The sequence below is a fragment of the Bradyrhizobium sp. USDA 4532 genome (assembly GCF_024171315.1).
GTDB lineage: Bacteria > Pseudomonadota > Alphaproteobacteria > Rhizobiales > Xanthobacteraceae > Bradyrhizobium > Bradyrhizobium australafricanum.
Genome location: NZ_JALJZN010000001.1, coordinates 1,184,874 through 1,204,795, shown reverse-complemented (window position 1 = coordinate 1,204,795; position 19,922 = coordinate 1,184,874). Strand labels below are relative to the sequence as shown.

Genomic DNA, 19,922 nt, shown 5'->3' with positions numbered 1-19,922 from the left:
CGCTGTGCGCATGCACCCGCCGGCGGGTCCAGCACCCTGCTTTTGCCGGTTATGTGAGGCGTCAATGTGGAGATCACACCGACGCCTCGAGATGCCTGCCCAGATCAGGCCGCCTTCGCGGCGGCCGGATCGTCCGGACGCTTGTCGATGACCTTGTCGACGAGGCCGAACGCCTTGGCGTCCTCGGCGGTGAGGAACTTGTCGCGCTCCAGCGCGTCCTCGATCGCCTTGTAGGTCTGACCGGTATGCTTCACGTAGATTTCGTTGAGGCGCTTCTTGAGATTCAGGATCTCCTGCGCGTGCAGCATGATGTCGGTGGCCTGACCCTGGAAGCCGCCGGAGGGTTGGTGCACCATGATGCGGGAATTCGGCAGCGTGAAGCGCATGTCCTTCTCGCCCGCAGCCAGCAGCAGCGAGCCCATCGAGGCCGCCTGCCCGGTGCACAGCGTCGATACCGGCGGACGGATGAACTGCATCGTGTCGTAGATCGCAAGACCCGACGTCACGACGCCACCCGGCGAGTTGATGTACATCGAGATTTCCTTCTTCGGATTCTCGGCCTCGAGGAACAGCAACTGCGCGACGATCAGCGTCGACATGCCGTCTTCCACCGGACCGGTGACGAAGATGATGCGCTCTTTCAGCAGGCGCGAGAAAATGTCGTAGGCGCGTTCGCCGCGATTGGTCTGCTCGACGACCATCGGCACGAGGTTCATGTAGGTTTCAACGGGATCGCGCATGAAAGAACCCAAGGGTTAGGGGTGATGCAGAACTTTGCTCAAGACTACTTGGCTCAAGACTACTGCCTCAAGGCTTAACCCAGATATGGGCCAATTTCCGGCCGACAAGGCCGTCAACTCGCCGCACTAGCCACCTGGGCAGGTCGCAGAAGTTCAAGCTGATTCGCGTCTTCGCGCCTAGCGACGGGACCCGTCGCGAGGCGCGCTTTCGCGGTTCATCATTAACGCGAGGTGCCGAAATTAAGCGGCAGTTTTCTCGGCGTCTTCATCCTTGAACAGCTCCTCCTTGGTGACCTTCTTCTCGGTCACACTGGCGAGCTCTAGGACGAAGTCGACGACCTTGTCCTCGTAGATCGGGGCGCGAAGCTGGGCCAGCGCCTGGGCGTTGCTGCGGTAGTAGTCCCAGACTTCCTTTTCGCGGCCGGGCATCTGGCGCGCACGCTCGATCACGGCGCGCGACACCTCGTCGTCGGTCACGGTGATCTTGTTCTTCTCGCCGATCTCCGACAGCACGAGGCCGAGGCGGACGCGGCGGTCGGCGATCTTGTGGTACTCCTCCTTTGCCGCTTCCTCAGTGGTGTTCTCGTCGGCGAAGGTCTTGCCGGACGAGTCCATCTCCGCCTTGATCGAGTTCCACATCAGATTGAACTCTTCGGCGACAAGCGACGGCGGCGCCTCGAATTTGTGGCTGTCGTCGAGCCGGTCGAGCAGCGCGCGCTTGACCTTCTGGCGGGTGGCGCCGGCGAACTCGGCCGTCAGGCGCTCGCGGGCGGCCTCCTTCAGCTTGTCGAGCGACTCCAGGCCCAGCGTCTTGGCGAACTCGTCGTCGATCGTGGTCTCACCGGGCGCCTCGATCAGCGTCGCGGTGGTCTCGAACTCGGCCGGCTGGCCGGCGAGCTTCTCGTTCAGATAGTTCTTCGGGAACGAGACCTTCAGCGTGCGGGTCTCATTGGTGCCGATGCCGATCAGCTGCTCCTCGAAGCCCGGGATGAACTGGCCGGCGCCGATCACGACCTGGATGCCCTCGCCGGTGCCGCCGTCGAAGGCTTCACCGTTGATGGTGCCCTTGAAGCTGATGGTGACGCGGTCGCCCTTCTCCGCCACGCCCTCGGTCTTGGCATTGTACGGGCGGCTGCCTTCCGCGATCCGCTTGATGGCATCGTCGACATCGGCGTCGGAGACGTCGACCACCGGCTTCTCGACCGAGAACGACTTGAAATCGGCGAGCTGGATCGGCGGCACGACCTCGATCGCGACGGTGTAGGTCAGGTCGGTCTTGCCCGACAGCAATTCCTCGACCTGGTCCTTCTCGGTCGGCATCGTGATCTTCGGCTCGCCGGCGAGACGGAAGCCGCGATCCTCGAAGATCTGCCGGTTGGTGTCGCTGATGGTCTGGTCGATGGTCTCGGCCATCACCGAGCGGCCGTAGATCTTCTTGAGATGCGCCACCGGCACCTTGCCGGGACGGAAGCCGTTGAGACGGACCTTGTCCTTGAGGTCGACCAGCTTGGCGTCCGCCTTGGCATCGAGATCGGATGCCGGGACGCTGATCTTGAATTCGTGCTTCAATCCCTCGTTGAGGGTCTCGGTGACCTGCATGGTATCAATCTTCTTCCGCTTTTGCCGCGGCCCGAGCGGCCGTGGCAGTGTTCAATCTGTTCGACGATGGGCCTTGCGGCCTAACGTCTGTGGGTTCGGCGAACCCTCACCCCATCGGGGCCAAAGGTTCTCCAAGAATTCGTCATGCAAACGCTGTAAGCGCTTGGTGCGGGCGGAGGGACTCGAACCCCCACAACTTTCGTCACTGGAACCTAAATCCAGCGCGTCTACCAGTTCCGCCACGCCCGCGCGAAAAGCATCCCAGTCCGGCCGCGATGCCGCGGGCGGCCGGGCTTATAACATGCGCCCACCGGTTCGCAGCAAAAAAATGGCCGCTGTTGAGCCCGCCCTGCGACCGATCGCGACTGGACAGGTACACTTGAAAATGGTCCGCATCGGCCGGATGGCAAGTCCTCCCGCAAGTCCCGAATTTTCACTCACCCGGCGCAACCTGATCGCCGCCCTCGGCGCCGCGGCGCTTTGCCCCGCTCTGCCGGCCACCGGCGCGGCGCAGGGCCGGACCGCGGTCGCGCTCCAGGCCAAACCTGACCGCATCTCGCTTCGTCCGGACGGACCGGGTCCTGGCGGACCGGAGACACCGGTCTGGTCGCTCGGCAGCGGCGACCTCCGCTTCAAGCGCGGCGAGGTCCTCGACGTCACCTTTGGCAATGATCTGCCGGTCGCGGCCGCGCTGGATTGCCGCGGGCTCGACGGCGTCGCGGCGGCGGAGCCACTGGCCTCCCGGGCGCTGCTTGCCGCCGGGGCAAAGGATAGCTTCCAGCTGCCGCTTCGGCATGCCGGCACCTTTCTGTGCGAGCCGTTGCTCGGCGATGGCGGCACGGCGCCGGCACGGCCGCGGCCGCTGATCGTGACCGGCACCTCGCCGGTCGCGGTCGATCGCGACGAGGTCTTGCTGATCGAGGAGTGGCGCCTGCGACCGGACGGAAGCGCAATCCCGGCCGGCAATGATCCAAAAGATTCGACGCAAATTCATACGATTAACGGCAAAACCTCATACGACATCTCGGCACCGGCCAATGCCCGCCTCAGACTCCGCTTCATCAACGGCAGCCAACGCAGCGTGCTGGCGATCAAGCTGGAGAACCTCGATGTCCGTGTGATGGCCATCGACGGCCAGCCGGCCGAACCGTTTCCGGCCCGCAACGGTGCGCTGGTACTGGCTCCCGGCGGCCGTACCGATGTCTTCGTCGACGCGGCCGGACCGGCCGGAACCAGCTTTCCGATCCTGCTGCACGATGGCAAGCAGGCCCGCCCGGTCGGCAAGCTGGCCGTCTCGAACGATCCGCCGGTCCGCCCGGCGCCGTTCCCGCCGGCTCCACCGCTGCCCGGCAACGACATGCCCGCCCAGCTCGATCTCAAGAGCGCCGCAAGGTTCGAGCTAACTCTCGGTACGCCGACCGAATGGTTCCGCCCGGCGGACTTCAAGCCATCGGCCGCGCCGGCCTTTCAGGCCAAAGCCGGCCGGCCGGTGGTGCTGGCGCTGACCAACCGCGGCCCGATCGCCAGCGTCTTTCATCTGCACGGCCATCACTTCCGTCTGCTCGACCGGCTCGACGACGGCTGGAAGCCGTTCTGGCTCGACACGCTCGCGATCGAGCCGGGCCAGACCCAGCGCATCGCCTTCCTCGCCGAATATCCGGGCCGCTACCTGATCGAGCAGGTCGCGACCGACTGGGCCGCGCCGCGGCTCGTCCGATGGTACAGTGTCCAATAACAAGAAGAGGAAACGTCCATGAGCCAGACAGTTGCAGCGATCCGCGCAGTCAAGGCGCGAAGCGTCGTGGTGCCGCTCAAGCGCCCTGTGAAGAACGCCTTCGGCGTGATAGATTCCGGCCCGCTGGTTCTGATCGATGTCGAGACTGACCAAGGCGTTACCGGCCGCACCTACATCTTCGCCTACAGCAAGCTCACGCTTAAACCTCTTGCCTATCTGATCGAGGAGATCGGCCGCGAGCTCATCGGCAAGCCGGTCGCGCCGTTCGACCTGATCAAGGCAATGGACGCCAAGTTTCGGCTGCTCGGCTGGCAGGGCCTGGTCGGCATGGCGGTATCCGGACTCGACATGGCCTATTGGGATGTGCTCGGCCAGCTCGCCGGCCGGCCGCTGGTCGAACTGCTTGGCGGCTCGGCGAAGCCGATCAAGGCCTATGACAGCTACGGCGTGGTCGATCCCGTCGCCGATGAGCGCGCGCTGCGCTGCTCGCTCGACCAGGGTTTTCGCGGTATAAAAATCAAAGGCGGCGACGGTGATGCCGCCAATGACGAGCGCGTCGTGAAGGACGTGCGCGCCCTGCTCGGCCCCGACATCGCGTTGATGATCGACTTCAACCAGTCGCTCGATCCGGCGGAGGCGACCCGCCGCATCGCCCGCCTTGCGCCCTACGATTTGCACTGGATCGAGGAGCCGGTGCCGCAGGAGAGCCTGTCCGGCCACGCAAAAGTCCGCGAGACCTCGCCGACGCCGATCCAGGCCGGCGAGAACTGGTGGTTTCCGCGCGGCTTTGCCGAAGCGATCGCGGCCGGCGCATCCGACTTCATCATGCCCGACGTGATGAAGGTCGGCGGCGTCACCGGCTGGATGCAAGTCGCGGGACAAGCCGACGCCGCCTCGATCCCGATGTCGAGCCATCTGTTCGCGGAAGTCAGCGCGCATCTGCTCGCGGTGACGCCGACCGCGCACTGGCTCGAGTTCCTCGACTTCGCCGGCGCGATCCTCACAAGGCCCGCCGAAATCGTCGACGGCGCGGTGACCGCCAAGGGCCCCGGGCTCGGCATCGAATGGAACGAGCCGGCGGTCGCGAAGTATCTCGTCAGCTAGCGGCGATCCTGGCCGGTGAGCGCACGCTTCACCTTTGCGACGCATTCATGTAGGTCGATCCGAAATCGGAGCGCCCAATGTCGACCAATAGCAAGCTGACGCTCAAATTCCGTTGCCCGACGGAGCTTGACGGACTGATACCGGCCCCCATACCGGCGGCGCAGGGCGTTCCCGACTGGCTCAGGGCGATGCCGGCAACGGCCTTCTCCTCGATCAACCTGCACGACGAGGACACCATCAAGCGCTGCCCGCCGTTCGTGGATGCGATGACCTGCGGGTTCTTGCTGCCGCTGGTTTGCGATCTCAAAGTCGAGGACGGCGAAATCACCTGGGACCAGGACCTGCCGCCGGGAGGCACGCCGGAATTCCCACGCTCACCGATCGGCTTCCACGACCCGGGTCAGGTCACCGGCACTCCGCTGTTTGAAGAGGGCCGCTTCTTTCTCAAATTCCACAATTTGTGGACCGTCGAAGCCCCGGAAGGCTACGCGATCTACTTCACCCATCCCGTCAACCGCTTCGATCTGCCATTCACCACACTCAGCGGCCTGGTCAATTCCGACCTCTATGCCGACAATTGGGTGCACTTTCCGGCGTACTGGCACGACAGGAATTTCAGAGGCGTCCTCCCCAAGGGGACTCCGATCGCGCAATGTATTCCCGTCAAGCGAGACGACTGGACCGCGCAGGCATCGCCGTTCACCGCGGAAGACGCCAAGCGGGTCGGCGAACTCCGCACCGAGCTCAGACGGCAGCCGAACCTCTACCGGAGAAACTTCAGGGCGTAAGGCATGGCGGAATGCCGTCCGCCGCGCGCAATCTCAGTCCCCGCCGAGGAACTTCGCAGCGGCGCTCTGGGAGAAGAAGAAGCGGCCATGAGATCCCGAGGCCATGACGAATGCCGCGCGTCCAAACAGCTGGGGCTGACCGCGCATCACCGAGCGCAGCGCTGCCTCGGCAGCATCGCGCTCCCCCTGCTCGAAAAGGCAGGTGGCGAGGTGGGCGCGGGTTGAGCGATCATCCGGGTATTGCGCGAGCACGCGGCGGAACGCATCCGCGGCTGCGGCGTAGTCGCCACGGAGGATCAGGACCCGCCCGAGCTGGTTGAGAATGTCGGGGCGTCCCGGCGCAGCATCACGTGCCGCCGTCAGGACGCTTGCAGCCCGCGCGACGTCATTGGTCTCCTGCAACAGGCGCCCGAGAGCGAGCTTCAGGTCGGCGCTCTCAGGGGCCAGCGCGAGACCGGCCTCGATCGTGCTGATCGCTTCGTCGTGTTGACCGGCCTTGGCAAGCTGCCCGGCGAGTTCCTGAAAGGACGGAAAATATGGCGGGCGGCGTGCCGCCGTGCGCCGAAGCTGCGCGATGCCGTCGGCGACGCGGCCCGCGCCGCACATCAGCGCGCCGAGCAAAGTCTCGACCTCTCCATCGTCGGTGCGACGCGCAACCCGCTCGAGCGTTGCGATCGCCTCGCCGCCCCGGTTCTGCCCCATCAGGGCATGCGCCAGAAGAAGCGCGGCGTGTCTGTCCGTGCGGTTTGATTTCAGGAGGTTCGTCGCAATCTGCTCGGCCTGAGCAAACTGCTGCGCCCGCAACGCCAAGGCGCCTTGTTGCAGCGCCTGAGCGAGGAAATTGTTCTGCCTGCCACTCACGAGAGGTTTCTGGAGGATCCGAGAGAATGTTGAGGGCCCTAGCCCCGCCATCGCGGGGCGTCCAGCAACAGTCTCGTTAAAACGCGACATGAGGTCAACAGCAGCGCCCCGCCCACCTTCTGGCCTACCCAACGGCCTGATGTCGTCGAGCCCATGGCGATCACATCAATTCGCATCGAAATCGCGAAACGGAACCCGTCAATTCGGGACAAGCGTCGGATAAATCCTGTAGTGTCGGAGTTGATCGGCGTGCCGCCGAGCGAATCTGGCACCATGTGGCTCAGATCGGAGAACAGGGATGGCACAGTGTATCGTCGTCGTTCAATTCGACCTTCCGAAACGAACTGAAGAACAGGCCATCAGGGGTGGCATGGGCACCGCCCCCATTTACCGAAAGCTCGCAACAAAGGGGCTGATCCGCAAAGACTATCTCAATGGAGAGGCCGGTACCGGCGGCGTCTATCTCTGGGAGAGCCGAGAGGCGGCCGAGGCATGGTTTACCGAGGCCAAGATCGTCGAGCTCACCGGACGGTTCGGAGTCCGGCCGCGGCTGACCTGGTACGACACACACGTCACCGTCGACAATCTCAAGGGCGAGACGCGGGTGAGCCAAACCGCGCTGATTTCAGCAGCGGAATGAAATCGACCTGAGGTCAGCGTCGAGCGCCCGCATCTGAGCACAGTGCGGGCGCTGTAACGCGGCCGTTTTCGACCGGGGCCTTTGGCCCGACGCCTACTCCCCGCCTCCGGCAATCCCGCCGGGGCTCGGTTGCAGCTTGCCGCGCGCCTGCGCCGATGACGCTTCGCTGTCCATCGCCTCCGGCCGCAATGCCTCCAGCGGACGCTTGCGGGTCTCGATGCCGAGCACCGCAACCGCGATCGCCTGCACCACCAGGAGCCCGGCCACCACAGAGACGACGCCGGTGACGCCGAACCTGATGAACAGCTCGACCACGATGAACGGCGTCACGATCGACATCAGGCGACCGGCGGTGTTGCAGATGCCGGATCCGCGCATCCTGAGCTCGGTCGGGAACAGTTCGGGGATGTAAAGCCCCCAGGCCAGCGCCAGCATCACCGCCACCGTGAACACGAGCAGGAAGCCGATCACGACGAAGGCGACCGGGTTGATGAACATCGGATAGATCAGCCCGAGCCCGGCCGCGGCGAGCGACAGCACGATCAGCGACGGCTTGCGGTCGATCTTCTCGCCGATCCACATGCCCGACAGCGTGCCGAGCGGGCTGCCGAGCGTCATCAGCATGGTGTAGCCGAGCGATGACGACAGGTTGATGCCCTGCTTGACGAAGAAGGTCGGGATCCAGGCGATGAAGCCGTAGACCGCGGTGTTGAGCCCGATCAGGATCAGGCAGCCGACGATGGTCCGCGCGATCAGTGCGCGCGAGAACAGGCGCGTAAAGCGAACGTCCGGCTGTACCGGCGCCGGCTGATAGGCCGGGGTCGGCAGGGTCCTACCCTTGCCGACCTCCTGCTCGATCGCCGCCAGCACCGCCTCCGCCTCGGCGCTCTTGCCCTGCGTCTCGAGCCAACGTGGCGATTCCGGCAGCGAGCGCCGCAGGAACCAGACGATCATCGCGCCAATGCCGCACAGCGCAAACATCCAGCGCCAGCCGAGGTGCGGAATGACGACCCAGCCGACCAGCGTCGCGACGAACAGCGCACCATTGGTGCAGGTCGCGAGCGCCGCGCCCCAGCGGCCGCGCTGCTGCGGCGGGATGAATTCGCTGAGCACGACATAGCCGACGACGATCTCGGCGCCGAGCCCGAGGCCCATCACGAAGCGGGCCCCGATCAGCCAGCTCATCGACGGCGCGAGCGTTGCCGCCAGCGCGCTGAGGCCGAAGATCAGGAGGTTGGCCTGATAGGCGAACTTGCGGCCGAAGCGGTCGCCGGCGACGCCCGCCAGCCAGGCACCGATCAGCATCCCTACAAAGGTCGCCGAGATGAAGCGCGCATTCTGCGCGAGGTCCGAATAGCCGGACTGAACCAGTGCGCCGAGAATGCTGCCGGCGAGGAAGATCTCGAAGCCGTCGACGAACAGCCCGGCTCCGATCAGCGCGAAGATCCGGTAGTGAAACCTTGAGATCGGCAATCTGTCGAGCCGGCCCCCCGCGTTAACGCCCTTGGTCACTTCAGCCTCCCTGATTTTGATTTTGTTTTGATCGTTGTCCGCGCCGATTTTTGTGCCCGCGCTATCCGGTCGAGACGCGCGCCTCCTCGTCTGCGCTCGCATGCATGGCTTGCGGCCGCGGCAGGCCGAGGTTCTCGCGCAACGTGTCGCCCTGATACTCGCGCTGGAACAGGCCGCGCCGTTGCAGCTCGGGCACGACGAGGCGCACGAAGTCCTGGTAGGTTCCGGGCACATGGGTGGCGGCGACGACAAAGCCGTCGCAGCCGCCTTCGCAGAACCAGCGCTCCATCTGATCGGCGACCGCCTTGGGCGAGCCGACGAAGGTCGGTAGTTCAGCGAGCGTCCCGCGCCCGCTGAACTGCACGAAGTCCCGCGGTGTCGGATTGGGCTTGCCGCTGAGATTCATCACGCGGTCGCGGATTGCTTGCAGCCCGCTGATCGAGGCCAGCTCATCCGACGTGAACGGCTCGTCCATCGGCTTGGCCGCGAAATCGTAGTTCAACACCTCCGACAACAGCGTCAGCGCATCGATCGGCTTGGCGAGCCGGTTGATCGCCGCGAACTTGTCCTCGGCCTCGGCCTGGGTCTCGGCGACGACCGGATAGACCGCCGGCGCGATGCTGATGTCCCTGCCCGTCTTGGCGAGCGTCCCCTTCAAGTCGGCATACTGCTTCTTCGCGATGTCGAGATTGGGATAGATCACGAAGATCAATTCGCCCCAGCGCGCCGCGAAGGTCTTGCCGCGGCCGCTCTGGCCGGCCTGAATGATCACCGGATGGCCCTGCGGCGAGCGCGGCACCGTGAACGGGCCGCGCGAGCGGAAGAACTGCCCGTGATGGTCGAGCCGGTGCACCTTGGCCGGGTCGGCGAACAGCCCGCTCTCGCGGTCGAAGCTGACCGCGCCGTCCTCCCAGCTGTTCCAGTGGCCGAGCACGACCTCCATGAACTCGTCCGCGCGGTCGTAGCGCAAATCGTGGCTGAGATGCTGCGAGGCGCCGAAATTCGCCGCCTCGGAGTCGTTCAGCGAGGTCACCACGTTCCAGGCGGCGCGGCCGTTTAGCAGCAGGTCCATCGTCGCGAACACCCGCGCGACGTGGAACGGCTCGTAATAGGTGGTCGAATAGGTCACGCCGATGCCAAGCCGCTCGGTCGCCAATCCCATCGTGAGCGCAACCGAGACCGGATCGAGCTTCGCCGCGCGCACGCCGTGGCGGATGGTCTCGCGGAAATCGTCGCCGAAGCGATCGGGGATCGCGAGCCGGTCGTCGAAGAAGGCGAGATGGAACTTGCCGTGCTCCAGCGTGCGCCCGATCTCCTGGTAATAGTCGCGCGAGAACCAGTTCGGCTTCGAGTCGGGATGGCGCCAGGAGGCGGGATAGTTCGAGCAATTCTGGGCCTGCAGGAAGCCGATCAATTTCATCTGCCTGGTCATGGCGTGGTTCCTTCGTGGCCGCGGGAGAATTGGGGCATGTCAGATCACCCCGTCGCTGCGCAGCGCGGCGAGCGCCGCCGCGGTTGCGCCGGCAAGTGAGGTCAGGACTTCGTCGGTGTGCGCGCCGAGCGCGACGCCGGCATGCTTGAACTGCGGCGGCGTGCGCGACATTTTTGGGATCGCGCTCGGCACCGCAATCGGCCCGGCGCGCGAGGGCACCTCAGCGATGTTGCCGCGGGCGCGGTATTGCGGGTCGGCGAAGATGTCACTGATGCTGTAGATCGGCCCGCAGGGCACGTCGTAGCGCTCGCATTCGGCAAGCGCCGTCTCCAGCGGCATGGAGCCGATCCAGTCGGCGACCATCCCGTTGACCTCCTCGCGCCGCGCCAGGCGGCCGGCCATGGCCGCATAGCGCGGGTCGGTCGCGAGATCCGGCCGCCGCATCGCCTGCGCCAGGCGCTCGAACATCTTGTCACTCGAACAGGCCAGCGCCACCCATTTGCCGTCGGCGGTCTGGTAATGGCTGTGCGGCACGACATTGACGGTATCGGCACCGAGGCGTTCGCGGACGAAGCCGGTCTTGGCGAACACAGTCGCCATCTCGTCGAGCAGCCGAAACACCGATTCATAGAGCCCGATATCGACCACCTGCCCGTGTCCGGTGGCTTCGGCATGGCGCAGCGCCAGCAGCACGCCGAGCGCGCCCCATAGCCCGGAAATGTAATCGGCGAGCGAGGTCGATCCCGGCATCACCGGCGCCCGTCCCGCCTCGCCGGCAAGATAAGCGAGCCCGCTGAAGCCGTGCGCGATCCGGGCAAAGCCCGGCTTGTCACGCAAGGGGCCGTCCTGCCCATAGGCGCTGATGCGCAGCATCACGAGTTTTGGGTTGATCTCGCGCAATGCCTCGAAGCCGAGCCCCCATTTCTCCAGCGTGCCCGGCCGGAAGTTCTCCAGCACCACGTCGGATTGGCGGACCAGCTCGCGAAACAGCGCCGCGCCCCGCTCGCTGCGCAGATCGAGCGTCACCGACTTCTTGTTGCGGGCCTCGCTGAGCCAGACATAGGTGTCGCCGCAGTCGCTCGGGGTGCCGAACCGGCGCAAGGGATCGCCCGTGCCCGGCTGCTCGATCTTGATCACCTCGGCGCCGAAATCGGACAGCACTGTCCCGCAGAACGGCGCCGCCACGAAGGTCGCGATGTCGAGCACGCGAATTCCGGACAGCGGTGGCTCATGCGACATCGCGCGCTCCTTGCCTGCCCGCCGCCTGAATTGCGTCATGGCGGTCGATGATCGCCTGCGCGCGCTTGAGCACCGCAAGATCGATCAACACGCCGTCCTGCCCGAAGGCACCGTCGCCGCCGGCGCTGGCGGACTGGATCTTGGCCGTGATCTCGCGCGCCCAGCCGATCTCGCGTGCGGTCGGCGAGAACACCTCGTTGGCGGTTTCGAGCTGCGAGGGATGGATCGCCCATTTGCCCTCGAAGCCGAGCGCGGCCGCCCGCGCCGCACTGGCGCGAAAGCCTGCGGCATCGCCGAAATTGGCATAGGGGCCGTCGATGGCACGCAGGCCGTGGGCGCGGCAGGCATTGGCGATGCGGGCGAGCGCGAAGTGCCACTGGTCGTTCCAGTGCATCCGGCGCGCGCCGCCCTCGTCCGCATCGGTGAGCACGGCATAGCGCGGATCGGAGGCGCCGATGATCTCGCCGCAGGTACGCAGGTCGATCGAGTAATCGCCGATGCCGAAGATGACCGCTTCCAGCCGTTCCGACGCCTGCACGATGTCCTCGACATTGGCGAGTCCAAGCGTGGTCTCGATCAGGATCTCGATGCCCAGCGGCCTTGCGCGCGGGAACTCGCGCTCGAGCCCCGCCAGCAGCGCGTCGACGAAACGGACGTCGAACGCGGTGCCGACCTTCGGCACCATGACGAGGTCGAGGCGCGGCGCGCGGCTGACGATCTCGATGATGTCGCGATGCGCCCATTCGGTATCGAGGCCATTGATGCGCACCGCCAGCGTCTTGTTGCCCCAGTCGATCCGGTTCAGCGCCTCGATCGCGATCTCGCGCGCCTCGGGCTTTCGCGGCGGCGCAACCGCGTCCTCCAGATCCAGGAAGATGAAATCGGCCGCGCTACTCGCTGCGCGTTCGAAGAAATGGGTCGAGGTCGCGGGAACCGCGAGTTCGGAACGCTGGACGCGGCGCGTGCGCGGCTTGGTGACGGTGAAGGACATTGGAGCATCTTTTCTGCATCGCGCCGCAGGATCGTCTCCCGCGGCCAACAACAATCATGCTAGATGTCCGACACTGATCTTTCTAACGAGATTATCTTAAGAACTGTTCAGTTCTCCGGGACAATCGTCTGCAGGGCAAAACGATGTCGCAGATCAATTTCAAGCTGCTGCACATGTTCATCGCGGTCGCGGAGAACAAGAGCTTTCGCCAGGCCTCCGAGCAGCTCAACCGCTCGCAATCCGCGGTCAGCATGCAGATCAAGCTGCTGGAGGATCAGGTCGGCGCCGCGCTGTTTCATCGCACGACGCGACGCGTCGAGCTGACCGCGGAGGGACTGCAACTGCTGACGCATGCGCGGCGCGCGCTCGGCGAATGGGAGAACGGCCTGCGCGAGATCCGTGAGGTCATCGACATCCAGCGCGGCACGCTGTCGCTGGCCTGCGTCCCGACCATTGCCGCGACCATCCTGCCGCAGGCGCTGCACGCCTTCCAGGCGAGCTATCCCGGCATCAACATCAATCTGCGCGAGCTTGCGGCCGAGGACATGCTGGACTGCCTGCGCCGGCGCGAGGCGGATTTCGGCATCGGGCCGGAGATGGACGGCTCGACCGAGTTTCAGTTCGCGCCGCTGTTCAACGACCCGATCTATGCGCTGGCGACAAGAGCGTTTCCGTTTCGCAAGCGCAGCGCGGTCGACCTCACCGAACTGTCCGCCTATCCGATCCTGCTGAACTCAAAATCGGCGGCGCTGCGCTCGATGCTGGAGCGCGCGCTCGCCACGCGCAATCTGCAGATGAAGATCAAGTTCGAGGTCGAGCACAGCTACACGCTGGCCGCGCTGGCCGGCGCCGGTCTCGGCGTCGGCATCCTGCCGAAGGTCGCCTTGCCGCGGCCGGTCAGGAAGACGATGCAGGCGCTACCGATCGTCAATCCGACGCTGGAGCGCACCGTCTGCATCGTCTCGTTGCGCGGACAATCGTTCTCGCCGGCCGCCGGCGCGCTGACATCAGTGATTCACAAATTCCTCAAGCCGCGCCCTTAGGTCCGCCGGGCCAACCCGCAGAACGCGCCACCAAAATAGATCAGCGGCGTCTCCCCCTCACGCAGATGCATCGCGCGGACCGCGCCGACGAAGATCGAATGCGTGTCGTGCGCATGCTCGTCGATCAGCTCGCAGTCGAGCCCGATCAGCGCATCCTTAAGGATCGGCGCGCCCGTGGCAAGCGACAGCCAGCCGTCGGCGTCGGAAAACCGATCGTCCCGCTCGATGCCGCGGCGGCCGGCGAACACATTAGCCAGCTCGGCCTGGTCGGCGTGCAGCATGTTGACGCCGAACGCAGCGGTGCGCCGGATCAGGCCATGCGCGCTCGCCGAGCGGTTGACGCAGGCGATCAGCCGCGGCGGCGCGTCCGACAGCGAACAGACCGACGTCGCCGTCATCCCCGTTCTGTCGCCCGGCCCGCCCGCCGACAGGATCGTCACCGCGCCGGCGTGGTGGCGCATCGCCGCGCGATAGGACGCGGGGTCGACGCTCCCGTGAGCCGGAGCGGCGGCGGTCCGTGAAGCGGTCGAAAGCAGGCTGGTCGGTGCGTTCATCTGGCTGTTCCGGGCGAGAGGCGACGGTTTTGAATCGTATAGGCCAGCTCGACCGATCGCAGAAACGCAAATATCTAACCAGTTGTTCAGATCATCCGATCAATGCCGTCGGGCGTGTGCAGGCCGGCGAGCCACGGCAGCGCCTGATCGAATGCCGCGCGATGCGCGCGCGCGGCGACATCCATGTCGGCCAGCACCAGCCGCCTAATACTCAATCCCGAACTCGTCATAGAGGCGGCGGAACACGGCGGGCAGCACTTCGGTGAGATCTTCGGCGATCAGGCCGGGGCCCGCCTCGCTCGCGCTCTCGCCGTGCATCCAGGCGCCGATGCTGGCGGCCTCGAAGGCCGCGGCGCCCTGCGCCAGGAAACCCGCGATGATGCCCGACAGCACGTCGCCGGCGCCGGCGGTGGCGAGCCACGGCGGCGCATTGGCGGCGACGGTGGCGCGGCCGTCGGGAGACGCGATCACCGTGTCGGCGCCTTTCAGCAGCACCACCGCGCCGGAGCGCTCGGCCGCCGCGCGCACGCGCTCGAGCTTGGAGCGGCCGGGATGCTTGTTGGAAATATCGCTGAACAGCCGCGGAAACTCGCCCTCATGCGGCGTCAGCACCACCTGCTGACCGGCGCTAGCCTTGATCGCCTCGAACAGCCGGTCCGGCGCGCCGGCAAAGCTGGTCAGCGCGTCGGCGTCGAGCACCAGATGCCGCTGCGCCGACAGCGCGGTGTGGACGAAGTCACGGGTCCGCGCGCTGACCCCGGCGCCCGGACCGATTACGCAGGCATTGAGGCGCTTGTCGCCAAGCAGCTCGGCGAACTGGATCGGGTTGTCGACCGCGCGCACCATCACCGCGGTCAGCGCCGCAGCGTTGACGGCAAGCGCATCACGCGGCGAGGCCAGCGTCACGAGGCCGGCGCCGGCGCGCAGCACGGCGCGCGCGGCGAGCCGTGCCGCCCCGGTCGAGGCGAGATCGCCCGACACCACGACGGCGTGCCCCCGCGCGTATTTGTGGCCGTCGATCCGCGGTACCGGAAACGACCATCGCCAGGCCTCCGGCGCATTCTCCGCGGTCAGCGGCTTGATCTCGTCGAGCACCTGCGCGGCGATACCGATGTCGGCGACGCGCACCCGGCCGCAATACATCCGGCCCGGCAGCAACAGATGCGCGGGCTTCTTGCGGAAGAAGGTGACGGTCTCGGTGGCCTGCACGGCCGCTCCCATCACCGCGCCCGATGTGCCGTTGATGCCGCTCGGCAGGTCGACCGCCAGCACCGGCGTACCGTTGGCATTGATCGCCGCGATCATCTCCAGCGGATCGCCCTTTACCGGCCGGTTGAGGCCGGCACCGAACAGCGCGTCGACGATCAGCGCCGGCTTGCCGAGCGCCTGCGGGTTGAACGGCAGCACCGGATATTTCCAGCCCTTCGCCGCCAGCGCCGCGTCGCCCTGCAGGCTGTCGCGCTCGCAGAGCAGGATCACCGAGACCTCGCGGCCGCGCGCGGCAAGCTCGGCGGCAGCGACAAAGCCGTCGCCGCCATTGTTGCCGCGGCCGGCGACCACCACGATCGGCCCCTCCTCGACCAGGTCCATCGCGGCTTCCGCGACGGCCTGGCCCGCGCTCATCATCAGCGCGAAGCCCGGCGTTCCGGCTGCGATGGTCAGCCGGTCAGCGCGCTCCATCTCGGTCGTGGTCAGAACGTCCATGCCGAATCCTCAATCGCTTCGCCTTTTCGAGAGGCAATTCCTGTGACGTTCGCGGGGTTTCTACTGGCCGACTGCATACGGATTGATCTATTTGCCTATTTGTTAGGCTTGGATATCATAGCCCATGTGGTTCGATATCAGCCGATTGCCTGTTAAAAGGCTGATAACATTCTGAAATCGGGGACCTTAACAACTTGGCATAGACCCTGCTTTTGAGGAAGCCGCGCGCAAGGCCGCTTCATGCGGACCATTGCGCGTGTTTCCGGCCACCGGCCGGAAGCCTTAAGACCAACCAGACTGCGCCCCACGCGCATCGAACTCGACCCTGCAATCTGCAATGCCCGGGAGGCGCTCAGTGAAGAAGATTGAAGCCATCATCAAGCCCTTCAAGCTCGACGAGGTGAAAGAAGCGCTCCAGGAAGTCGGACTGCAAGGCATCACCGTCACCGAGGCCAAGGGATTTGGCCGCCAGAAGGGCCATGCCGAACTCTATCGCGGTGCGGAATACATCGTCGACTTCCTGCCCAAGGTGAAGATCGAGATCGTGATCGGCGACGACCTGGTCGAGAAGGCGATCGACGCGATCCGCCGCGCGGCGCAGACTGGCCGGATCGGCGACGGCAAGATCTTCGTCTCCAACATCGAGGAAGCCATCCGCATCCGGACCGGCGAATCCGGGCTGGACGCTATTTAAGGGCGGTGCTATCCGGATTTTCCGACGGCAAAAGAGAAAAAAGGCTGCTTCGGCAGCCTGATTTCGTTTGTGTAGTCACACGAACTCGCCAAAAGCGGGAATAACGTCGCTCTCCGCTGGAAACCGACCCGCACATCCATAAGGGGTATTCATGAAGACCGCCAAAGACGTCCTGAAATCGATCAAGGACAACGACGTCAAATACGTCGACCTGCGCTTCACCGATCCGCGCGGCAAGTGGCAGCACGTCACCTTCGACGTCAGCATGATCGACGATGACATCTTCGCCGAGGGAACGATGTTCGACGGCTCGTCGATCGCCGGCTGGAAGGCGATCAATGAATCCGACATGTGCCTGATGCCCGACCCGGTCACCGCGACGATCGACCCGTTCTTCGCCGAGACCACCATGGTCATCACCTGCGACGTGCTCGAGCCGACCACCGGCGAGCCCTACAACCGCGACCCCCGCGGCATCGCCAAGAAGGCCGAGGCGATGGTGAAGTCGATGGGCGTGGGCGACACCGTGTTCGTCGGCCCCGAGGCCGAGTTCTTCGTGTTCGACGACGTGCGCTATTCGGCCGAGCCCTACAACACCGGCTTCCGCCTCGACTCCTCCGAGCTGCCGATCAACTCGGCGACCGAATATGAGGGCGGCAACCTCGGCCACCGCATCCGCACCAAGGCCGGCTACTTCCCGGTGCCGCCGCAGGACTCGGTGCAGGACATGCGCTCCGAGATGCTCGGCGCGATGGCCAAGATGGGCGTCAAGGTCGAAAAGCATCACCACGAGGTGGCCTCGGCCCAGCACGAGCTCGGCATGAAGTTCGACACGCTGACGCTGATGGCCGACCATATGCAGATCTACAAGTACTGCATCCACCAGGTCGCCCACATCTACGGCAAGACCGCCACCTTCATGCCAAAGCCGGTCTACGGCGACAACGGCTCGGGCATGCACGTGCATCAGTCCATCTGGAAGGACGGCAAGCCGACCTTCGCCGGCAACAAATACGCCGACCTGTCGGAGACCTGCCTGCACTACATCGGCGGCGTCATCAAGCACGCCAAGGCGATCAACGCCTTCACCAACCCGTCGACCAACTCCTACAAGCGTCTGGTGCCGGGCTATGAAGCCCCCGTGCTGCTCGCCTATTCCGCGCGCAACCGCTCGGCGGCCTGCCGCATCCCCTACACCGCGAACCCGAAGGCCAAGCGCGTCGAGGTGCGTTTCCCCGACCCGATGGCCAACCCCTATCTCGGCTTCGCCGCGATGCTGATGGCCGGTCTTGACGGCATCAAGAACAAGATCGATCCGGGTCCGGCGATGGACAAGGACCTCTACGATCTGCCGAAGGAAGAGCTGAAGCAGATCCCGACCGTCTGCGGCTCGCTCCGCGAGGCGCTCGAGAGCCTCGACAAGGACCGCGCGTTCCTCAAGAACGGCGGCGTGTTCGACGACGACTTCATCGACGCCTATATCGAGCTGAAGATGACCGAGGTCGCGCGTTTCGAAATGACCCCGCACCCGGTGGAATTCGAGATGTACTACTCGCTGTAAATCTTGCGGCACCGACGACATGCGAAAGGCGCTTCCACCGGAAGCGCCTTTTGTTTTGGGTGAGAACGGTGCGTAGGATGGGTAGAGCGCAGCGAAACCCATCGCACCGGTGCAAGCCTTGAGATGATGGGTTTCGCTTCGCTCTACCCATCCTACGCAGGGCAGTTACACCTTCGCCTTGGCGAGCCGCCGTCCGTCGGCGTCGAGCGCGCCGAAGGTGCCGGCGATCATGTCCGGCGTCGGAATCATGCCGCCGAGCGACCAGCTCGCCGGCTCGCCCTCCTCGATCTTGACCCAGACGTTGCGGCGGAAGTCCGGGTTACCCTGCGCCTCGATCTCGACCATGAGGTCGGTGACGCGCTCCAGCAGCGCCTGCTTCTGCGCGACATCGAAGATGCCGCGGACGGTGGAAATGGTGACGTAAGGCATGGTCTCTCTCCATTGCTGAGGGTGTGACAACGCAGCGAAGATGGACCGGCACGGTCAAATCAGGCGGTGGCCGATCGGACAGAGATCGGGCAATATCTGCCACCGCCCGATCGCGCTGATCGGCTAGCATGACGGCAAATTCCGGAGGTCCCATGAAGCTTGCGATCCTCGCGCTGGAAGGCTGCATGCAATCGGCGGTCGCCGGCATCGCCGACATCCTCACCCTCGCCAACCACGTGATGCAGCTGCGCGGCGGCAAGGCGCGCTTCAGCTGGCAGACGCTCTCGCTCGACGGCAAGGCGGTGCGCGCCGGCGGCGGCAAGTTGCTCGCCGTCGATGGTACGGTGGGCAGGCGGACGGCGTGCGACGCGATCATCGTGCCGGGCAGCCTGGTCGATCATCTCACCGCCGAGCGCCTGCAACCGCAATATGACCGTGCCGGCGCCTGGCTGCGCCAGCAGCATGCCAGCGGCCGGCTGATCGGCGCATTCTGCAGCGGCGTGCTGCTGCTCGCCAATGCCGGCCTGCTCGACGGTCGCCGCGCCACCATCACGTGGTGGCTGCAGTGCGAGCTGCGTCGCCGCCATCCCAAGGTTGATCTCGCCGGTGATGCCGTGATCACGCAGGCCGATCGCCTGGTCTGCGCCGCTGGCCCGATGTCGTGGGTCGATCTGTTGCTGCGGCTGATCGAGCTCGTCGAAGGCGCGGAGGTCGCAAAGGTTTGCGCCGACTATGCGGTGATCGACACCGCGCAGCGCACCCAGGCGATCTTCATGCCGCTCGGCTACATGCTCGGCCAGGACCCGCTGCTGATCAAGGCGGACATGCTAGTGCGCCGCACCGGCAAGACCCCGAACACGGTGCGCGGCCTCGCGCATGCGCTCGGCCTCAGCGAACGCACACTGAACCGCCGCTTCCGCGAACTGACCCACGAGCCGCCGCAGGCCTTCATCATGCGCCGCCGCGTCGAGCACGCCCGCACGCTATTGGAAACAACGGCGCAGCCGATCAAGGCGATCGCCCGCGCCACCGGCTATGAGGACGAGAGCAGCTTTCGAAAGGCCTTCCGCAAGCTCACGCTGACATCGCCGCAGGCCTATCGCGCGCAACGATCGATGCGCGCGGCCTGATCGCGGGAAGCCCCGGAAGACTACGGTCAGCAACGCTGACGAACCTGATGACGTGATGCGAACCGCACACAAGGTTGTGTTTCCGGGATCGACAACGCCTGGGCTCGGGTGTTCACTGCCGGCAAGGACCCGAAAGCGGCCTCCGATAAAACACACATTCATTTTT

19 protein-coding genes and 1 tRNA gene are annotated in these 19,922 nt (G+C 65.3%); 8 read left to right on the top strand and 12 right to left on the bottom strand.

Features of this window, described 5'->3' with window-relative positions; genetic code table 11:
• Positions 1–104: 104 nt before the first annotated feature.
• The 3 genes from J2R76_RS05825 to J2R76_RS05815 all read right to left on the bottom strand — a co-directional run bounded on the left by J2R76_RS05825 (position 105) and on the right by J2R76_RS05815 (position 2,588).
• Positions 105–740 carry an ATP-dependent Clp protease proteolytic subunit gene (locus tag J2R76_RS05825; RefSeq protein ID WP_016847729.1) on the bottom strand — a complete coding sequence of 212 codons (636 nt, stop codon included), beginning with the start codon at positions 738–740 and terminating at the stop codon, positions 105–107.
• 240 nt (positions 741–980) lie between these two features.
• Complete coding sequence (tig, locus tag J2R76_RS05820) at positions 981–2,339, bottom strand: trigger factor (RefSeq protein WP_141341004.1); 1,359 nt, start codon at positions 2,337–2,339, stop codon at positions 981–983.
• Positions 2,340–2,503: 164 nt separating this feature from the next.
• Positions 2,504–2,588 (bottom strand) — tRNA-Leu (locus J2R76_RS05815).
• Between the two features lie 136 nt (positions 2,589–2,724).
• On the opposite strand from J2R76_RS05815, the gene J2R76_RS05810 reads away from it, so the two are divergent.
• The 3 genes from J2R76_RS05810 to J2R76_RS05800 all read left to right on the top strand — a co-directional run bounded on the left by J2R76_RS05810 (position 2,725) and on the right by J2R76_RS05800 (position 5,966).
• Positions 2,725–4,074 (top strand): multicopper oxidase family protein, encoded by a 1,350-nt coding sequence (locus J2R76_RS05810; RefSeq protein ID WP_141341015.1) that lies wholly within the window; start codon positions 2,725–2,727, stop codon positions 4,072–4,074.
• Positions 4,075–4,092: 18 nt separating this feature from the next.
• The gene (locus J2R76_RS05805; RefSeq protein ID WP_141341005.1) at positions 4,093–5,178 is read left to right on the top strand and encodes an enolase C-terminal domain-like protein; all 1,086 of its coding nucleotides are present in this window, start codon (positions 4,093–4,095) and stop codon (positions 5,176–5,178) included.
• A gap of 77 nt (positions 5,179–5,255) precedes the next feature.
• Positions 5,256–5,966: a hypothetical protein gene (locus J2R76_RS05800; RefSeq protein ID WP_057016449.1), complete on the top strand. Its 711-nt coding sequence runs from the start codon at positions 5,256–5,258 to the stop codon at positions 5,964–5,966.
• Between the two features lie 33 nt (positions 5,967–5,999).
• Here J2R76_RS05800 and J2R76_RS05795 read toward each other — a convergent pair whose 3' ends face one another.
• Entirely contained in the window at positions 6,000–6,776 is a 777-nt protein-coding gene (locus tag J2R76_RS05795; protein ID WP_141341006.1) for a tetratricopeptide repeat protein, read from the bottom strand.
• Between the two features lie 349 nt (positions 6,777–7,125).
• On the opposite strand from J2R76_RS05795, the gene J2R76_RS05790 reads away from it, so the two are divergent.
• Positions 7,126–7,467, top strand: a complete 342-nt coding sequence (locus J2R76_RS05790; RefSeq protein ID WP_063790074.1) for a hypothetical protein — start codon at positions 7,126–7,128, stop codon at positions 7,465–7,467.
• Positions 7,468–7,560: 93 nt separating this feature from the next.
• On the opposite strand, the gene J2R76_RS05785 is transcribed toward J2R76_RS05790, so the two are convergent.
• From J2R76_RS05785 to J2R76_RS05770, 4 genes are all read right to left on the bottom strand, one after another.
• Positions 7,561–8,979 (bottom strand): MFS transporter, encoded by a 1,419-nt coding sequence (locus J2R76_RS05785; protein WP_141341007.1) that lies wholly within the window; start codon positions 8,977–8,979, stop codon positions 7,561–7,563.
• Between the two features lie 61 nt (positions 8,980–9,040).
• Positions 9,041–10,411 carry an LLM class flavin-dependent oxidoreductase gene (locus tag J2R76_RS05780; RefSeq protein WP_253590111.1) on the bottom strand — a complete coding sequence of 457 codons (1,371 nt, stop codon included), beginning with the start codon at positions 10,409–10,411 and terminating at the stop codon, positions 9,041–9,043.
• 39 nt (positions 10,412–10,450) lie between these two features.
• Entirely contained in the window at positions 10,451–11,650 is a 1,200-nt protein-coding gene (locus J2R76_RS05775; protein WP_141341009.1) for a CaiB/BaiF CoA-transferase family protein, read from the bottom strand.
• Positions 11,640–12,641 carry a CoA ester lyase gene (locus tag J2R76_RS05770; RefSeq protein WP_057016445.1) on the bottom strand — a complete coding sequence of 334 codons (1,002 nt, stop codon included), beginning with the start codon at positions 12,639–12,641 and terminating at the stop codon, positions 11,640–11,642. Before J2R76_RS05770 ends, J2R76_RS05775 begins: the two co-directional genes overlap by 11 nt.
• Positions 12,642–12,784: 143 nt before the next feature.
• Here J2R76_RS05770 and J2R76_RS05765 point away from each other — a divergent pair, with 143 nt between their 5' ends.
• Positions 12,785–13,684: a LysR family transcriptional regulator gene (locus J2R76_RS05765; RefSeq protein ID WP_141341010.1), complete on the top strand. Its 900-nt coding sequence runs from the start codon at positions 12,785–12,787 to the stop codon at positions 13,682–13,684.
• Here J2R76_RS05765 and J2R76_RS05760 read toward each other — a convergent pair.
• From J2R76_RS05760 to J2R76_RS05755, 3 genes are all read right to left on the bottom strand, one after another.
• Complete coding sequence (locus tag J2R76_RS05760) at positions 13,681–14,238, bottom strand: flavin reductase family protein (protein ID WP_141341011.1); 558 nt, start codon at positions 14,236–14,238, stop codon at positions 13,681–13,683. The genes J2R76_RS05765 and J2R76_RS05760 overlap by 4 nt on opposite strands.
• Positions 14,239–14,324: 86 nt before the next feature.
• Positions 14,325–14,453, bottom strand: coding sequence for a hypothetical protein (locus J2R76_RS40580; RefSeq protein ID WP_256520413.1), 129 nt, complete (start codon positions 14,451–14,453; stop codon positions 14,325–14,327).
• Positions 14,443–15,942, bottom strand: coding sequence for an NAD(P)H-hydrate dehydratase (locus tag J2R76_RS05755; protein ID WP_253623816.1), 1,500 nt, complete (start codon positions 15,940–15,942; stop codon positions 14,443–14,445). Before J2R76_RS05755 ends, J2R76_RS40580 begins: the two co-directional genes overlap by 11 nt.
• Positions 15,943–16,297: 355 nt before the next feature.
• On the opposite strand from J2R76_RS05755, the gene J2R76_RS05750 reads away from it, so the two are divergent.
• The gene (locus J2R76_RS05750; protein ID WP_011441447.1) at positions 16,298–16,636 is read left to right on the top strand and encodes a P-II family nitrogen regulator; all 339 of its coding nucleotides are present in this window, start codon (positions 16,298–16,300) and stop codon (positions 16,634–16,636) included.
• A gap of 151 nt (positions 16,637–16,787) precedes the next feature.
• On the top strand, positions 16,788–18,197 hold the full coding sequence (glnA, locus tag J2R76_RS05745) for a type I glutamate--ammonia ligase (protein WP_028333940.1): 1,410 nt from the start codon (positions 16,788–16,790) through the stop codon (positions 18,195–18,197).
• A 165-nt stretch (positions 18,198–18,362) separates the two neighbouring features.
• Here glnA and J2R76_RS05740 read toward each other — a convergent pair whose 3' ends face one another.
• Positions 18,363–18,626, bottom strand: a complete 264-nt coding sequence (locus J2R76_RS05740; protein ID WP_253623815.1) for a tautomerase family protein — start codon at positions 18,624–18,626, stop codon at positions 18,363–18,365.
• A 152-nt stretch (positions 18,627–18,778) separates the two neighbouring features.
• Here J2R76_RS05740 and J2R76_RS05735 point away from each other — a divergent pair, with 152 nt between their 5' ends.
• The gene (locus J2R76_RS05735; RefSeq protein WP_253623814.1) at positions 18,779–19,756 is read left to right on the top strand and encodes a GlxA family transcriptional regulator; all 978 of its coding nucleotides are present in this window, start codon (positions 18,779–18,781) and stop codon (positions 19,754–19,756) included.
• The last annotated feature ends 166 nt before the right edge of the window (positions 19,757–19,922 follow it).

Coding starts and splice junctions, on each gene's coding strand:
- J2R76_RS05770 (WP_057016445.1), bottom strand. CDS start 12,641: ATGTCCTTCACCGTCACCAAGCCGCGCACGCGCCGCGTCCAGCGTTCC.
- J2R76_RS05755 (WP_253623816.1), bottom strand. CDS start 15,942: ATGGACGTTCTGACCACGACCGAGATGGAGCGCGCTGACCGGCTGACC.
- J2R76_RS05775 (WP_141341009.1), bottom strand. CDS start 11,650: ATGTCGCATGAGCCACCGCTGTCCGGAATTCGCGTGCTCGACATCGCG.
- J2R76_RS05790 (WP_063790074.1), top strand. CDS start 7,126: ATGGCACAGTGTATCGTCGTCGTTCAATTCGACCTTCCGAAACGAACT.
- J2R76_RS05825 (WP_016847729.1), bottom strand. CDS start 740: ATGCGCGATCCCGTTGAAACCTACATGAACCTCGTGCCGATGGTCGTC.
- glnA (WP_028333940.1), top strand. CDS start 16,788: ATGAAGACCGCCAAAGACGTCCTGAAATCGATCAAGGACAACGACGTC.
- tig (WP_141341004.1), bottom strand. CDS start 2,339: ATGCAGGTCACCGAGACCCTCAACGAGGGATTGAAGCACGAATTCAAG.
- J2R76_RS05800 (WP_057016449.1), top strand. CDS start 5,256: ATGTCGACCAATAGCAAGCTGACGCTCAAATTCCGTTGCCCGACGGAG.
- J2R76_RS05735 (WP_253623814.1), top strand. CDS start 18,779: ATGAAGCTTGCGATCCTCGCGCTGGAAGGCTGCATGCAATCGGCGGTC.
- J2R76_RS05805 (WP_141341005.1), top strand. CDS start 4,093: ATGAGCCAGACAGTTGCAGCGATCCGCGCAGTCAAGGCGCGAAGCGTC.
- J2R76_RS05760 (WP_141341011.1), bottom strand. CDS start 14,238: ATGAACGCACCGACCAGCCTGCTTTCGACCGCTTCACGGACCGCCGCC.
- J2R76_RS05780 (WP_253590111.1), bottom strand. CDS start 10,411: ATGACCAGGCAGATGAAATTGATCGGCTTCCTGCAGGCCCAGAATTGC.
- J2R76_RS05740 (WP_253623815.1), bottom strand. CDS start 18,626: ATGCCTTACGTCACCATTTCCACCGTCCGCGGCATCTTCGATGTCGCG.
- J2R76_RS05765 (WP_141341010.1), top strand. CDS start 12,785: ATGTCGCAGATCAATTTCAAGCTGCTGCACATGTTCATCGCGGTCGCG.
- J2R76_RS05810 (WP_141341015.1), top strand. CDS start 2,725: ATGGTCCGCATCGGCCGGATGGCAAGTCCTCCCGCAAGTCCCGAATTT.